This is a genomic window from Micromonospora sp. HM5-17 (assembly GCF_003762835.1).
In the GTDB taxonomy this organism is placed as follows: domain Bacteria; phylum Actinomycetota; class Actinomycetes; order Mycobacteriales; family Micromonosporaceae; genus Plantactinospora.
On the sequence record NZ_RJWA01000019.1, the window covers coordinates 1 to 15,047 of the forward strand.

At 72.9% G+C, this 15,047-nt stretch carries 14 protein-coding genes; 7 read left to right on the top strand and 7 right to left on the bottom strand.

The features are described from left to right. Together EF879_RS26450 and EF879_RS26455 are read left to right on the top strand one after the other, a co-directional pair. Positions 1-214: oligopeptide/dipeptide ABC transporter ATP-binding protein (locus EF879_RS26450; protein ID WP_370375563.1), on the top strand; the 214-nt coding region annotated here is incomplete at its 5' end. A 248-nt stretch (positions 215-462) separates the two neighbouring features. Beyond that, positions 463-951, top strand: a complete 489-nt coding sequence (locus EF879_RS26455; RefSeq protein WP_123563275.1) for a hypothetical protein — start codon at positions 463-465, stop codon at positions 949-951. 112 nt (positions 952-1,063) lie between these two features. On the opposite strand, the gene purH is transcribed toward EF879_RS26455, so the two are convergent. Then, positions 1,064-3,262, bottom strand: coding sequence for a bifunctional phosphoribosylaminoimidazolecarboxamide formyltransferase/IMP cyclohydrolase (purH, locus tag EF879_RS26460; RefSeq protein WP_123563277.1), 2,199 nt, complete (start codon positions 3,260-3,262; stop codon positions 1,064-1,066). A gap of 252 nt (positions 3,263-3,514) precedes the next feature. On the opposite strand from purH, the gene EF879_RS26465 reads away from it, so the two are divergent. Both EF879_RS26465 and EF879_RS27075 read left to right on the top strand, forming a co-directional pair. After that, the gene (locus EF879_RS26465; protein ID WP_123563279.1) at positions 3,515-3,820 is read left to right on the top strand and encodes a CD225/dispanin family protein; all 306 of its coding nucleotides are present in this window, start codon (positions 3,515-3,517) and stop codon (positions 3,818-3,820) included. Between the two features lie 20 nt (positions 3,821-3,840). Continuing rightward, positions 3,841-4,410: a DUF4190 domain-containing protein gene (locus EF879_RS27075; protein ID WP_148086564.1), complete on the top strand. Its 570-nt coding sequence runs from the start codon at positions 3,841-3,843 to the stop codon at positions 4,408-4,410. Between the two features lie 100 nt (positions 4,411-4,510). On the opposite strand, the gene EF879_RS26480 is transcribed toward EF879_RS27075, so the two are convergent. From EF879_RS26480 to EF879_RS26495, 4 genes are all read right to left on the bottom strand, one after another. After that, positions 4,511-5,713, bottom strand: coding sequence for a DUF6350 family protein (locus tag EF879_RS26480; RefSeq protein ID WP_123563293.1), 1,203 nt, complete (start codon positions 5,711-5,713; stop codon positions 4,511-4,513). A 510-nt stretch (positions 5,714-6,223) separates the two neighbouring features. Continuing rightward, positions 6,224-7,123 carry a succinate--CoA ligase subunit alpha gene (gene sucD / locus EF879_RS26485; RefSeq protein WP_123563295.1) on the bottom strand — a complete coding sequence of 300 codons (900 nt, stop codon included), beginning with the start codon at positions 7,121-7,123 and terminating at the stop codon, positions 6,224-6,226. A 1-nt stretch (position 7,124) separates the two neighbouring features. Continuing rightward, the gene (sucC, locus tag EF879_RS26490; protein ID WP_123563285.1) at positions 7,125-8,303 is read right to left on the bottom strand and encodes an ADP-forming succinate--CoA ligase subunit beta; all 1,179 of its coding nucleotides are present in this window, start codon (positions 8,301-8,303) and stop codon (positions 7,125-7,127) included. 393 nt (positions 8,304-8,696) lie between these two features. Then, positions 8,697-9,104, bottom strand: coding sequence for a cobalamin B12-binding domain-containing protein (locus tag EF879_RS26495; RefSeq protein WP_123563297.1), 408 nt, complete (start codon positions 9,102-9,104; stop codon positions 8,697-8,699). A 456-nt stretch (positions 9,105-9,560) separates the two neighbouring features. On the opposite strand from EF879_RS26495, the gene EF879_RS26500 reads away from it, so the two are divergent. Further along, the gene (locus EF879_RS26500; RefSeq protein ID WP_123563287.1) at positions 9,561-10,283 is read left to right on the top strand and encodes a M23 family metallopeptidase; all 723 of its coding nucleotides are present in this window, start codon (positions 9,561-9,563) and stop codon (positions 10,281-10,283) included. A 406-nt stretch (positions 10,284-10,689) separates the two neighbouring features. Beyond that, on the top strand, positions 10,690-11,397 hold the full coding sequence (locus EF879_RS26505) for a M23 family metallopeptidase (RefSeq protein WP_123563299.1): 708 nt from the start codon (positions 10,690-10,692) through the stop codon (positions 11,395-11,397). Positions 11,398-11,547: 150 nt separating this feature from the next. On the opposite strand, the gene pcrA is transcribed toward EF879_RS26505, so the two are convergent. Further along, on the bottom strand, positions 11,548-13,944 hold the full coding sequence (pcrA, locus tag EF879_RS26510; RefSeq protein ID WP_123563289.1) for a DNA helicase PcrA: 2,397 nt from the start codon (positions 13,942-13,944) through the stop codon (positions 11,548-11,550). A gap of 367 nt (positions 13,945-14,311) precedes the next feature. Here pcrA and EF879_RS26515 point away from each other — a divergent pair, with 367 nt between their 5' ends. Further along, positions 14,312-14,638, top strand: coding sequence for a chorismate mutase (locus EF879_RS26515; RefSeq protein WP_123563291.1), 327 nt, complete (start codon positions 14,312-14,314; stop codon positions 14,636-14,638). A gap of 189 nt (positions 14,639-14,827) precedes the next feature. Here the strand turns inward: EF879_RS26515 and EF879_RS26520 are convergent. Next, positions 14,828-15,047, bottom strand: a 220-nt coding sequence (locus tag EF879_RS26520; protein WP_370375564.1) for an oligopeptide/dipeptide ABC transporter ATP-binding protein, incomplete at its 5' end; no start/stop codon positions are given.

Below are 15,047 nucleotides of genomic sequence, written 5' to 3' on the forward strand. Positions count from 1 at the left end.
AGACCCGAAGGCCCGCGCCCACCGGGAGATCATCCGGCTGGACGGCGACGTGCCGTCGCCGGCGAACCCGCCGTCGGGTTGCCGGTTCCGGACCCGCTGCTGGAAGGCCCGGGACATCTGCGCTGCCGAGGAGCCGCGGCTGGAGCCGCGCCCCGCCGATCCGCACCTCTCCGCCTGCCACTTCGCGGAACGCAAGCAGCACGTCGTCCGCTGAGGTGCACGACGTCGGACCGGTCCGGCGCCGCCGGGCACGGGTCGCACGGGTCGCACGGCTCGGTCGCCCGACGCCTCGCACATGGCCCACCGACCGACAACACGACCCCCGCGGAGGGCGCGGGTCGCACGGTCCGCTCACCCGACGCTCGGGCAGCGGTCCCGCGCCCGCCGGACCGGGCGGTGCCCCGACCGCGCCGCGCCGCGACGCACCGGGAACCTCGGGAGGTCGCCAGGACTCTGCCGGGCATGTACCGGCACCGAAAGCTCGGCGCAGCCCTGACGGCGCTGCTCCTGTCGATCCTGCTGACCGCCTGTCGCGAGGAGCCGGCGGCACGCCCGCCGACACCGGCGGCGCCCAAGGGTACCGTCGCCGGTGCCGGTTGCCCGCCGGACGCCGACTACCCGCCCCCCGCCGAACTGCCCGGCATCACCGTCGACCCGCGGGACTCGTTCTGGGGCCTGCTCTTCCTCCGCGAGACACCCCTCCGCTCCGGTACGGAGGCGAAGATCGTCTGGCGAATGACCGGCTCCGGCACCTTCGAGATCACGGCCACCGGCCCAAACGGGATCGTCGTCGACCCGCTCTGGGGACCTGACCTGCACCTCGGCAGTACCTGGACACGCCCCGGCGACGAGTGGGGCACCGGATGGATCTTCCCCACCCCGGGCTGCTGGACGGTACGGGCCGAACGCTCCGACGGAACGGTCGGCACCGTCGCGCTGCGGGTGGCCTGACCCGCCCGGCGTTCCCCGCCACCGCGCCCGTGATCCGGGTCCCGGGCAGCCGGGACCGTCGCCGGCCGGCGGTGGGGCGACGCCGCGCCGGGCCGGCGACGGGCTCCGCCGGTCAGTGGAAGAAGTGTCGGGTACCGGTGAGGTACATGGTGATTCCGGCCGCCTGGGCCGCCGCCACGACCTCCTCGTCGCGTACCGAGCCCCCGGGCTGGACCACGGCCCGGACCCCGGCGTCGATCAGTACCTGCAGCCCGTCCGGGAAGGGGAAGAACGCGTCCGAGGCCGCCACCGCGCCCCGGGCCCGGTCGGCGCCGGCCCTCCGCACCGCGAGGTACGCCGAGTCGACCCGGTTGACCTGGCCCATCCCGATACCGACGGTCGCGCCGTCGGCGGCGAGCAGGATCGCGTTGCTCTTCACCGCGCGGACGGCCCGCCAGGCGAAGGCGAGGTCGCGCAGGGTCGCGGCGTCCGCCGGCTCGCCGGTGACCAGCCGCCACCCGGCCGGGTCGTCCCCGGGAGCGTCGACCCGGTCGGCCAGCTGCATGAGCACACCGCCGCTGACCTGACGCCACTCGGCGGCCGGCGGCGCCCAGGCCGGCGCCCGGAGCAGCCGGATGTTCTTCTTCGCGCTGAGGACGTCGACCGCGCCGGGCTCGTAGTCCGGAGCCACCACGACCTCGGTGAAGACCTCCGCGATCTGCTTGGCCAGCTCGACCGAGACCGGCCGGTTGACCGCGATCACCCCGCCGAACGCGGAGACCGGGTCGCAGGCGTGCGCCTTGCGGTGCGCCTCGGCCACGTCGGCGCCGACCGCGATGCCGCACGGGTTGGCGTGCTTGATGATCGCCACCGCCGGCTCGTCGGCGAAGTCGTTCGCGGCCCGCCACGCCGCGTCCGCGTCGACGTAGTTGTTGTAGGACATCTCCTTGCCGTGCAGCTGCTCAGCCTGGGCCAGCCCGGCCGGCGACGACGGGTCGGTGTAGAGCGCCGCCCGCTGGTGCGGGTTCTCGCCGTACCGCAGCGGCGCGGCGACCGTCAGCGCGAGCCCGGCGAACGTCGGCCACTGCTGGTCCGCCGGCCGGGCCTGCGCGGCGAACCAGTTCGCCACCGCCACGTCGTACTCGGCGATGTCGGCGAAGGCCCGGGCGGCCAACGCCCGTCGCTGGGCGAGGGTGAAGCCGCCGTCGGCGAGGGCCGCCAGCACCGAGGGGTACGCCGACACCGAGGTCACCACCGCCACCGAGGCGTAGTTCTTGGCCGCCGCCCGGACCATCGCCGGACCGCCGATGTCGATCTGCTCGACGCACCGGTCGACGTCGGCACCGGAGGCGACCGTCTCGGCGAACGGGTAGAGGTTCGACACCAGCAGGTCGAACGGCGCGATGCCGAGCTCGGCGAGCTGCGCGACGTGCCGGTCGGACCGCAGGTCGGCCAGGAGCCCGGCGTGCACCTTCGGATGCAGCGTCTTGACCCGCCCGTCCAGGGTCTCCGGAAACCCGGTCAGCGCCTCGACCGGGGTGACCGGCACCCCGGCCGCCTCGATCGTCGCCGCCGTGCTGCCGGTGGAGACGATCTCCACTCCGGCGGCGTGCAGCGCCTGGGCCAGTTCGGTCAGCCCGGTCTTGTCGTAGACGCTGACCAGGGCGCGCCGGATCGGGCGCCGGCCCTCGGCGGCGGAACTCGTGTCGCTCACTCCGATCGTGACCTTCCTTCCGGTGATCGTCCATCCCTCCCGGACCAGCCGGCCGACGTACGTCACGAGCTGCCGACGTTCGGCCTCCTTGATCCGCTCGGTGAGGGACTCCTCGTCGTCGTCGTCGAGCACCGGCACCGCCACCTGGGCCACGATCGGCCCGGTGTCCACTCCGGCGTCGACGAAGAACAGGGTGGCCCCGGCAACCTTCACCCCGTAGGCGAGGGCGTCGCGCGGGCCGTGGATGCCCGGGAACGCGGGCAACAGCGAGTTGTGGGTGTTGACGTACCGGTCGCCGAACGCGGCCAGGAAGTGCGCGCCGACCAGCTTGAGGAATCCGGCGGAGACGACCAGGTCCGGCCGGTGCTCCGCAACGTGCGCGGTGAGCGCCCGGTCCCAGTCCTCCCGGGCCGGGTACGCCGAAACCGGCACCACGAAGGTGGGGACGCCGGCCGCTGCGGCGCGGTCGAGTGCGCCGATCTGGTCCCGGTCGGCGCCGACGGCGACCACCTGTGCGCCGTACCGGGGGTCGGCACACGCGTCGAGGAGCGCTTGCAGGTTGCTCCCGGATCCGGAGGCGAGGACGACGATCCGGGCCGACGACACGGGCTCAGTCACTCCCGCACCCTATCGGGCAGCTCAGCGTCGTCGTGGCGCGGGCGCGGCCGGATCGTCCGGCGACACGGTGAAGACGCCCGGCGACACAGTGAAGAAGAGAACGTTACCGACCCCCCAGGCGCGGCGGGCAACCCGATGTCGCCATGGTTCGGTACAGTGCCGGACGCCTGCGGCGCCGATCGGCCGCAGGGTGTCAACCCCTAGTAACCGCGACGTCGCGGTACGCGAAGTGTCCAAGGAGTTCGAGCTTCGATGCAGCCTGGCTACCCCGGCTACCCCTCACAGCCGCCACAACAGATCGATAACAACATGACGATGTCGATCATCTCGCTCTTCCTCTTCTGGCCGCTGGCGATCCCCGCCATCATGGCCGCGTCGAAGGTCAACCCGCTGCTCCAGCAGGGCGACTACGCCGGGGCCCAGGCCGCCGCCGCAGACTCCAAGAAGTGGTCGAAGCTGGCGCTGATCATCGGCATCTCGTGGTACGCGCTGTGCCTGATCTGCTGCGTCATCTGGGTCATCATCAGCGTGACCGCCGCCTCGTCGACGCCCTACTGACAGTCGTTTAGGAGTCCACCATGCAACCCGGCCAACCCGGCCAGGACCCGTACGGGCCGCAGCCGCCCTCGAATCCGACCCCCCAGCCGTACCAGGACCCGTACGCCCAGCCGTCGTCGGGCCAGCCCGCCTACGGGCAACCCGCGTACGGGCAGCCCACGTCGGGTCAGCCCGCGTACGGCCAACCCACCTCCGGCCAGCCGGCGTACGGGCAGCCGACGTCCGGGCAGCCCGGTTCCGGGGCGCCGTACCAGGACCCGTACGCTCCCCCGCCACCCGTGGCGGGGCAGCCGTACGGCGCGGCGCCCGGGTACCCCAAGCAGAACAACACGCTCGGCCTGATCGCGCTGATCGTCGGCATCGCCGCGATCCCCCTCGGGATCTGCTGTACGTGGGTGAGCTTCCTCCCCGGCATCGCCGCCATCGTGCTCGGCCTCCTCGGCCGCAGCAAGGCCAAGCAGGGCGAGGCGAGCAACGGCGGTCAGGCCCTGGCCGGAGTGATCTGCGGCGCCATCGGCATCCTCATCGGGGTGATCTGGATCGTGCTGGTGGTCGCCCTGGACGTCGGCTCGTACATGCTCACGCCGTGAGGCACGCGACCGCCGACCCGTCGGGCCGCGGGTCCGCGTACTCTGCCGGCCCGGATCCGGTCACGGGACGCTCCGTTCCCGCGGGGCGTCCCGTGACGGGTCACCGTCGGGTGACGACCCGGCCGGCGACGGCACCGATCAGGGTGCCGACCAGCACGACGACGGTGGCCCCCGCCGTCACCGGCCAGTAGCTCGGGCCGATCTCCGCGAGTCGCCCGCCGCCCAGCGGGCCGCCGGAGAGGAAAGCCGCCCCGCCCAGCAGCAGCCCGGCCACCGGGCCGCCGACCACCGCCGCCCCGAGCAGGGCGGCCCAGCCGGGCGGCGGCGCCTGCCGCGCGGCGGCGGAGAAGAGCATCCGGCGGGCGAGCAGCCACCCGGCGCCCATCCCCGCCAGCACCGGCACCGCGAGCACCGCCCCACCGACGCCGCCGAGCGGCCCCTCGGGCAGTCCGGCGAACAGCGGTACGGCGGGCAGCGCCCCGATCGAGACCTCGGTGGTCCGGACCACCGTGTCGGTGCCGACCGCGAACCCCGGACCGAGCAGGAAACTCGCCGCCCACACGGCGGCGTTCGGCGCGTACCCCAGGCTGACCACCGTGATTCCCGCCTGGCCCACCACGCCGGTCCGGTAGGCGCCGATCATGTCACCGGCCTCGCCGCCACCGGTGGCGACCGCGAGTCCTGCGGTCCCGGCACCCGCCGCCAGCAGGAGAAAGGTCGCGACCACCCCGGTACGGATCCCGTCCCGGAGCACCGGCGGGGTACGCCGGGCCAGCGAGCCCAGCGCGCCGCTGGCCCGCACCGCGCCGACGAGGGCGGCGAGCGCGCCGACGAGGGCCAGCGTGAGGAGTGCGCGTAGCGGGTTGGCGGTTGGCCCCGCGTCGCCGAGCGCGAGTGCGGCGAGGGCCCCCAGGAGGCCGTACCCGGTCCCGACGGCGACCGCGACGACGAGCGCCCGGCCCAGCGTCGGGTTCCGTCGGGCCCCGACCACACGGCTGACGTGGACGCCGGCCCGCACCAGCCGCCAGACCGCGAGCATGGCGAGGGCGAGCGGCGCCAGGCCGAGGGGCCCGGCATCGGTCTGCACCGGCACCCCGTGCCCGAGCAGCCAGCCCGCCAGGCCCAGCCGAGCCGCGCCGCCGACCGTCCCCGCGTCCTCGGCGAACTGGGCCGCGCCCAGTACGACGGCGACCGGCAGGTACGAGACGAGTGCCGCCCAGAGCGTGGCCACGGCGGCGGCAACCGGCAGCGGTGCCCGACTCGGCCGGCCATCCCCGCCCGACCGCGGGCCGGGCACCCGCATCCCGGGGCCGGGCTGCTCCCGGTCCACCCGGTCGGCGCGCGGCTCGCCCCGGTCGTCGGGTTCGGTGGGCGCCCGCCGTGGGGCACGAGAGTCCGGCGCCCGGGCGTCGACCGGCGTCCTGCGGTCGGTCTCCGGCGCGGTGTCCGGCAGGTCGGAACGGCGGGGCCGGTCAGCGGAGGCGGGTGGCATCGGTGCCTACTCTGGCACGCCGCGGGTACGGCCTGGTCACGACACCACGGTACGGATGCGGCCGGGCCAGCGCATCCGCCGGCCACGGCCGGTGGAACGTCCGCCGGGCCGGACCGACACGACGAGTGGAGCGGGGCCGGCACGGCCGGCGGTTCGGGACGGACACCTCCGCCGGCCGAGGCGGGACAGGGCCGGGCCGGAGGGCGGCCAGACACGCGTCGGGGTGGCCGATCCCACCGCACACGCCGACGAGGTCGACGCCCGCGGCCAGACACGCGTCGGGGTGGCCGGCTCGCCGACCACCCCGATCCACCACGTGGCTCAGTTGCCGGACATGATCTCCCGCATCAGGCGGGCGGTCTCGGTCGGCGTCTTGCCGACCTTCACCCCAACCGCCTCCAGGGCCGCCTTCTTCGCCTCGGCGGTACCGGCCGAGCCGGAGATGATCGCACCCGCGTGGCCCATCGTCTTGCCGGGCGGCGCGGTGAACCCGGCGATGTACCCGACGACCGGCTTGGTCACATTGGCCTTGATGAACTCGGCGGCCCGCTCCTCGGCATCGCCGCCGATCTCGCCGATCATGACGATGGCGTCGGTCTCCGGGTCGGCCTGGAACGCCGCGAGCGCGTCGATGTGGGTGGTGCCGATGACCGGGTCGCCGCCGATCCCGACGCAGGTGGAGAAGCCGATGTCGCGCAGCTCGTACATGAGCTGGTACGTCAGGGTCCCGCTCTTGCTGACCAGCCCGATCCGGCCCGGGCCGGTGATGTCGGCGGGGATGATGCCGGCGTTCGAGGCGCCCGGCGAGGCGATGCCCGGGCAGTTCGGCCCGATGATGCGGGTCCGCTCCCCCTGCGCGACATTGTAGGCCCAGAACGCGGCGGTGTCGTGCACCGGGATGCCCTCGGTGATCACCACGGCGAGCGGAATTCCCGCGTCGATCGCCTCGATCACCGCCCCCTTGGTGAACTGCGGCGGCACGAAGATGACGGTGACGTCCGCGCCGGTTTCCGCCATAGCGTCCGCGACGCTGGCGAAGACGGGCAGCTCGGTGGCGGGGTTGAGGTCGTCGAAGCGGACCGTCTGGCCCGCCTTACGCGGGTTGACCCCGCCCACGATGGTGGTGCCCGCGGCGAGCATCCGCCTCGTGTGCTTCATGCCCTCCGAGCCGGTCATCCCCTGGACGATGACCTTCGAGTCCTTGGTCAACCAGATTGCCATCTCAGACCCCCGCAGCCGCGAGCTCGGCGGCCCGCCGGGCCGCGCCATCCATGGTGTCGACCCGCTCCACCAGCGGGTTGTTGGCGGCGTCGAGAATCGCCCGTCCCGCCTCGGCGTTGTTGCCGTCGAGCCGGACGACGAGCGGCTTGTTGACCGTCTCGCCGCGCTCCTTCAGCAGGGCCAGCGCCTGCACGATGCCGTTGGCGACCTCGTCGCAGGCGGTGATGCCGCCGAAGACGTTGACGAAGACGCTGCGTACGGAGGGGTCGGAGAGGACGATCTCCAGCCCGTTGGCCATCACCGCGGCGCTGGCGCCACCGCCGATGTCGAGGAAGTTCGCCGGCTTGACGCCGCCGTACGACTCACCGGCGTAGGCGACGACGTCGAGGGTGGACATGACGAGGCCGGCCCCGTTGCCGATGATCCCGACCTCGCCGTCGAGCTTGACGTAGTTCAGGTCCTTCTCCTTGGCCCGCTGCTCCAGCGGGTCCACCGCGGCCTTGTCCACCAGCGCCTCGTGGTCGGGGTGGCGGAAGCCGGCGTTGTCGTCGAGCGAGACCTTGGCGTCGAGGCAGAGCACCCTACCGTCGGTGGTCCGGGCCAGCGGGTTCACCTCGACGAGGGTGGCGTCCTCGGCGATGAAGGCCTGCCACAGCCGGACGGCGATCGGGACCACCTGCTCGACGACGTCGGCGGGGAACTTCGCGGCGGCGACGATCTCCCGCGCCTTCGCCTCGTCGACCCCGACGTTCGCGTCGATCGGGATCTTCGCCACCCGCTCCGGCGTCTCGGCGGCCACCTGCTCGATGTCCATGCCGCCCGCCACGCTGGCGATGCAGAGGAAGGTACGGTTCGCCCGGTCGAGCAGGTAGGAGAGGTAGTACTCCTCCGCGATGTCGGCGGTCACCGTCAGCATGACCTTGTTGACGGTGTGGCCCTTGATCTCCATGCCCAGGATGTCGGTGGCCCGGGCCACCGCCTCGTCGGCACCCTCGGCGAGCTTGACCCCGCCGGCCTTGCCCCGGCCGCCGACCTTCACCTGCGCCTTGACAACCACCCGGCCGCCGAGGCGCTCGGCGATGGCGCGGGCCTCCTCGGGGGTCGTCGCGACACCGCCGGCGAGCACGGGCAACCCGTGCCGCTCGAACAGCTCACGCCCCTGGTATTCGTACAGGTCCACGATTGCGCGTCCCGTCCCGTCTCCGCGGCGCGCCTTCGCACCGCCGCCAGCGTGTTGATGACTTGACGCCTGCCTGTCGGTACAAACAGGCCATCTGGCGCAGCCTAGCGAGACAACCACGGGGGGCATCCACGTGGGTGCTCGGTGTGCGGTACCGCACAGTCGATCCGCCGGGCCGGCAAAAGTTTCCCGTGGCCGGCGTAACCCGAGGTGGGGGCGGTCGTTGAGCCTGATGTCGGCGCGCTGAGCGCGGCGACGGAAGCGGCCGATGCCCTGTCGGTCGAGGGGTGGCGGCGGGGCATCGTGCATAGAGAGGCCGGACGTGTGAGGGGTGCGTCCGGCCTCTCCCCTTCCGCCCGACCGACACCTGCCCGACCGACCACCGGCCGGCAGTCAGCTGACGGCGGGCTGACCCACGTTGGCGCGGACCCACTCCACGATCGACTGGGTCGTCGCTCCCGGGGTGAAGATCCTGGCCACCCCGAGTCGCTCCAGCTCCGGAATGTCGGCGTCCGGGATGATGCCGCCGCCGAAGACCACGAGATCGGTGGCGTCCCGCTCGGCAAGCAGTTCCAGCACCCGGCGGAACAGGGTCATGTGCGCGCCCGAGAGCACCGACAGCCCGATCGCGTCGGCGTCCTCCTGGATCGCCGTCTCGACGATCTGTTCGGGCGTCTGGTGCAGGCCGGTGTAGATGACCTCCATACCCGCGTCCCGCAGCGCCCGTGCCACCACCTTGGCTCCGCGGTCATGCCCGTCCAGGCCAGGCTTGGCGACGACGACCCGGATCCGAGAACTCATCAGCGCAACACCTTTCAGGACCACCGCTTCCAGGACCACCGCCCGTTTCCTTAACGAACGGTAACCCGACCACCGGGAACACCGAAACTCCCGGCCCGGTCCGTCGCCCCGCGGTCGTCCGGACGCGGGATCCGAGCAGCCGACTCCCCAGGGGATCCTTCCCGACCCGCCCCCGGCCCACCCACGCCGATAACCCTCAGCTACATCGAGCGTAACCGAGCGCAACTAACGAGACCACTCTCAGAAGGTTACGAGATATGGCATTCCGGAACGGACAACCGCACAAGCGACCCGCCATTTTGGCGCTGCGACTTGTGACGCGCTGAGGGGTTCGTTACCGTGGCCCACGGTTGTCATCAGGTCTACGGCCCGGTGACGACGCGGTCAGCCGGAGTTCATCTCATTGTCCGAACCCCGGCGATGGTCGCAACACAGATCCGACAACGGAGGGTGTGCGTGCGCCAGCGCCTGTTGTCTGAGCCCGATCGCTACCGAGGGCGACGCCGCGTCCCCACCCCACCGCGCAGCCGCTACGCCGCTGTCGTCACCACCGCCTTCGTCGGCGCCGGTGTCGTCGCGCTCGGCGCGGGAGCACTTCCGGACGCCAAGGCAGTCAGTCCGTCCGCCCTGGCGGACCTCGAAAAGGCCACCTCCACCAGCCGGGACCTCAGCGACCGCGCCGAGGAAGCCGACCGATCCTCACGAGACGGCGAGCGCACCGGGCTGACCTCCACTCTCGCCGAGGCACCCGACGTCTGGCGGCTCCCCCTCGAGGGCTACGACTTCACCGTTCCCTACGGCATGCGGTGGGACAAGCTCCACCCCGGCATCGACCTGGCCGCCCCGGAGGGGACGCCGTACTACGCGGTCCACGCGGGCACGGTGACCAAGGCCGGCTGGTTCGGTGGATACGGATACTGCGTGATCGTCGAACACCCGGACGGCACCGAATCGATCTACGGCCACTCGTCGAAGCTGCTGGTCACCGAGGGCCAGGAGGTCAAGGCCGGCGACGAGCTGGGGCTGGTTGGCAGCACCGGCCACTCCTACGGCTCCCATCTCCACCTCGAACTGCACGTCAACGGCAAGCCGACGGATCCCATCCCCTTCCTGAAGGAGAAGGGAGTGGACATCGCGCTCCAGGTTGACGACCCGTACGCCGACGTAACCGCCTCCTGACCGACCGCCACGCCGGTTCGCCGCCCGACCCTGCCGGGTTGGGCGGCTTTCTTGTGCCGCCCGAAAGTATCCTCCACCACACCGGCGAATGTGACCGAAACCACAGGGATCCACCTCCGTCGTACCGGTCAGCGGTCCCGAATTCCGGCATCCGTCCGCCGTCCGGTGGCCCGCGACGGGGGCCGACCCCGACCCAGGGCGGCGGGTCCACCGCGGGTCCCGACACCATGACCGGGTCCATGGCCTGACCGTGAAGGGACCCGCAGTGCCGGAGAACGACCCGATCCCGCCCGAGACGACCACCGACCGGAACCCGGCCGGGCCGACCACCGACCCGACCGTCACCGGGTACCCCGGCGCCAACCCGCCGGAAGCCCGGCGGCGTCACGCCGCCCTCACCGGTCGGCTGCGGTACCGGATCGGCGGAGCGGTGGCCCTGGTCGGACTTGCGGTCGCCGGCGGGTTGGTGGCGTTCCAGGGCGACGCCCCCTCCCCCGACCGGGTGCCGGTGGCCCGGGACGAGGCGGCGCGCGCCGCCGCTGCGGAGCGCGCCGACCGCGCGGTCCGGGCGGCGCCCTCCACCACCGCGCCGACCCCCTCCACCGGTGCCGCCACGCCGACCCCGACCGCCACCCCGTCGGCGGATCCGACCACCTCCCCACCCGCCCGGAAGTCCGCGACGGCCGCCCGGACGACCGCGGCCAAGCCGAAGCGGCCGGCCTGGGTCAACCCCATGCCGGGGGCGACCGTCACCTCCTGCTACGGGATGCGCTGGGGGGTGCTGCACGCCGGCATCGACCTCGCGATGCCGGCGGAGACCCCGATCCGCGCCGCCGGCGCCGGCACGGTGGTCGAGGCCGGCTGGGCCTTCGCCGGGTACGGCATCTCGGTGGTCGTCGACCACGGCAACGGCTGGCTGACCCACTACGCCCACCAGAGTCGGACCGTGGTGCAGGTGGGCCAGAAGGTCACCGCCGGCCAGGTGATCGGCTACGAGGGTGCGACCGGCGACGCCACCGGCCCGCACCTGCACTTCGAGGTCCACCAGGGGCTGTGGAACCAGGTCGACCCCGCTCCCTGGATGCGGGCCCGAGGCGTGGACCTCGGCTGCTGACCCCAGGGAGCACGCGGGACCGGCACTTCTCCCGGACCCGACGCCCGCCGGCAACGGACGCGGCGACCACCGTGACATCGGTCCGGCCGGCGGCGTGACCGGTGGCCCCGTCGGGTCAGCGGTAGGCCCCCGCGCCGCCGCCCCGGTCGGTCAGAGCTTCTCGATCGGGGCGTGCCGCAGCACCAGCCAGAGGATCTGGTCACCGAAGTCGATCTGGGCCCGGGCACCGGGGCCGTGCCCCTCGACCGCCAGCACCCGGCCGAGGCCGTACCGCTGGTGGTTGACCCGGTCCCCGACGGCGACCTTCGGTGCCGACTTCAGCTCGCTCGCGGTGCTCAACCGGCTGCCGTCGATTCCCAGCCGCTGGGCGAGCTGCGCGGCCTTCGGCGTACCCAAGGTGCCGCCGGACCGGAACCCGGTGCGCTCCGCCGCCCCGGCGCGGCCACCGACCCCGCCGCCGGTGCCGGACCACGACGTGTACCCCGCGTCGGTCCGCTCCCAGCGGATCAGCTCGGCCGGCAGCTCGTCCACGAAGCGGGAGGGCGGGTTGTACGACGGCTGGCCCCACGCCGACCGGGTCACCGCCCGCGAGAGGTAGAGCCGCTGCCGTGCCCGGGTGATCCCGACGTACGCCAGCCGCCGCTCCTCCTCCAGCTCCCGGTTGTCGCCGAGCGCGCGCAGGTGCGGGAAGACGCCGTCCTCCAGGCCGGTCAGGAAGACCACCGGAAACTCCAGGCCCTTGGCCGTGTGCAGGGTCATCAGCGTGACCACGCCCTGGTGCTCGGGGTCGTCGGCGGGCACCTCGTCGGCGTCGGCGACCAGCGCGACCTGCTCCAGAAAGCCGGCCAGGGTGGCGCCCGGTCCGCCGTCGTCGGCCTGCGCCTCGGCCCGCTCGGTGTACTCGCGGGCGACGCTCACCAGTTCCTGGAGGTTCTCCACCCGGCCGGCATCCTGCGGGTCGAGGCTCTCCTCCAGCTCGGCGAGGTACCCGGAGCGGGTCAGCGCCGCCTCCAGCACGTCCTCCGGTGGCGCGGTGGCGGCCAGTTCCCGCAGCTCGTCGAGGAGGGCGACGAACTCGGCGATCGCGTTGGCGGCCCGGGTGGAGATGCCGGGAGCGTCGGCCGCCCGGCGCAGCGCCGCGCCGAAGGAGATCCGGTCGCGGACGGCCAGCGCCTCCACGCACGCCTCGGCGCGGTCGCCGATCCCGCGCCGAGGCGTGTTGAGGATCCGCCGGATGCTCACCGTGTCGTCCTCGTTGACCACGGCCCGCAGGTACGCCAGCGCGTCCCGGACCTCCTTGCGCTCGTAGAACCGGACCCCGCCGACGACCTTGTACGGCAGCCCGATCCGGATGAAGACCTCCTCGAAGACCCGGGACTGGGCGTTGGTGCGGTAGAAGACCGCCACGTCGCCGGGGCGGGCCTGGCCGGCGTCGCAGAGCCGGTCGATCTCCCGGCCGACCCAGTCCGCCTCGGCGTGCTCGGTGTCGGCGACGTACCCGACGATCGGCTCTCCCGGGCCCTGCTCACTCCAGAGTCGTTTCGGCTTACGGGAGGTGTTGCGCTCGATAACGGCGTTGGCGGCGTTGAGGATGGTCTGGGTCGAGCGGTAGTTCTGTTCCAGCAGGATGGTTCGCGCGTTGGTGAAGTCGCGCTCGAACTCCAGGATGTTGCGGATCGTCGCGCCCCGGAACGCGTAGATCGACTGGTCGGCGTCGCCGACCACACACAGCTCGGCCGGCTCGACGCCGTCGGTGCCGCTGCCGACCAGTTCCTTGACCAGGACGTACTGCGCGTGGTTGGTGTCCTGGTACTCGTCGACCAGCACGTGTCGGAAGCGACGGTGGTAGCGCTCGGCGACGTGCGGGTGCGACTGGAGCAGGTGCACCGTGGTCATGATCAGGTCGTCGAAGTCGAGCGCGTGCGCCTCGGTGAGTCGACGCTGGTAGAGCGCGTACGCCTCGGCGAGCGCCCGCTCGTTCGGCCCCTTGGCCCGGCCGGCGAACTCCTCGGGGTCGATCAGCTCGTTCTTCAGGTTGGAGACTTGGGCGGCCAGCCCTCGGGCGGGGTACCGCTTCGGGTCGAGGTCGAGCTCCCGGGCCACCAGCTGCATCAGCCGGCGGGAGTCGTCGGCGTCGTAGATGGAGAAGGTCGACCTCAGTCCGGCGTGTTCGTGCTCCGCGCGCAGGATGCGTACGCAGGCGGAGTGGAACGTCGACACCCACATCAGCCGGGCCCGCGGACCGACCAGCGCCGCGACCCGGTCCTTCATCTCCCCCGCCGCCTTGTTGGTGAAGGTGATCGCGATGATCTCCCCGGGGTGGACGTCCCGGGCGGCGAGCAGATAGGCGATCCGGTGGGTGAGCACCCGGGTCTTACCCGAGCCGGCGCCCGCGACGATGAGCAACGGGGAGCCGGAATGGGTCACCGCGTCCCGTTGCGGACCGTTGAGCCCCGCCAGCATGGCCTCGGGGTCGGGACCGGCCGGACGGTGCCGGGCCGGGGCCGGCTGGGCGGCGGGCGGCGGAGGATCGAAGAGAGCATGCATCGCCCCGCGAGTCTATGCCGCCGGGCGGACACCGGTGCCGCCGCGACCCGACCAGGGTGGACGTCCCCCGGGTGGACGGGTGGCCCGACGCCCGGCGGCCCGACCCGGGCCGGCCCGCCACGACACGCCGCCAGCCGCTGGCGGCCCGGTCCCGCCTTCGGGCGAACCGCTTGCCAAAGCACCACTGGCTGGGCATACTCGACGCGTGATGCGTCAGGCGTACTTTTACTTTTACTACGGCTCCGGGAGTCCGGCAGCCGTGGGTCGCGCCTGAACAATGACCTACGAAACGCCCCGGGCTCCTGGAGCCCGGGGCGTTTCGCGTCGGGATTCAGACACCGGGGTGCCAACCGGCAGGGAGGACCCCATGACCGCAGAACTGGCCGAGCAGTCCGCCGACACGCCCGGGTCGCCCAGCACCGGGCCCGAGACCGGCACCAACGAACCGGACGCGGCCAAGCGCATCGCCGGGTTGCGGGAGCGGATCGACCAGATCGACCGGGAGCTGATCGCGCTCTGGAAGGAGCGGGCCGCCATCTCGCAGGAGGTGGGACGGACCCGGATGGCGTCCGGCGGGACCCGGCTCGTGCTCTCCCGGGAGCGGGAGATCCTGGAACGCTTCCGGCGGGAGCTGGGCGCGGACGGCATCCAGCTCGCCCTGCTCCTGCTCCGCGCCGGTCGCGGCCCGCTCTGAACGCGGCTCCGGTGGCCACGGGCGCCGGGAACTCCGGGCCGGATCGGCCCGTGCCCCCGAACCGGCTCGGGACAGACGCGGGCCCGGGACGCCGGCCGCGTGGATGGCGGCCCGCGTCCCGGGCAGTGAGGAGGCGTTCTACTTCACCGAGGGTCGGCCGGGTCAGGCCGCCGCCGGCGTCTGACCGGTCTACTCGACCGCGTGTACCACGTTGCGCTCCTCCGCGAAGTGGCACGCGCTCGGATGCGCCGAATGCTCCCGCGCGACCAGCGTCGGCACCTGCTCGGCGCAGATCTCCTGGGCCTTCCAGCAGCGGGTCCGGAACCGGCAACCCGACGGCGGGTTCGCCGGCGACGGCACGTCGCCCTCCAGGACGATCTGGTCCCGCTGTCCCCGCAGCGTCGGGTCC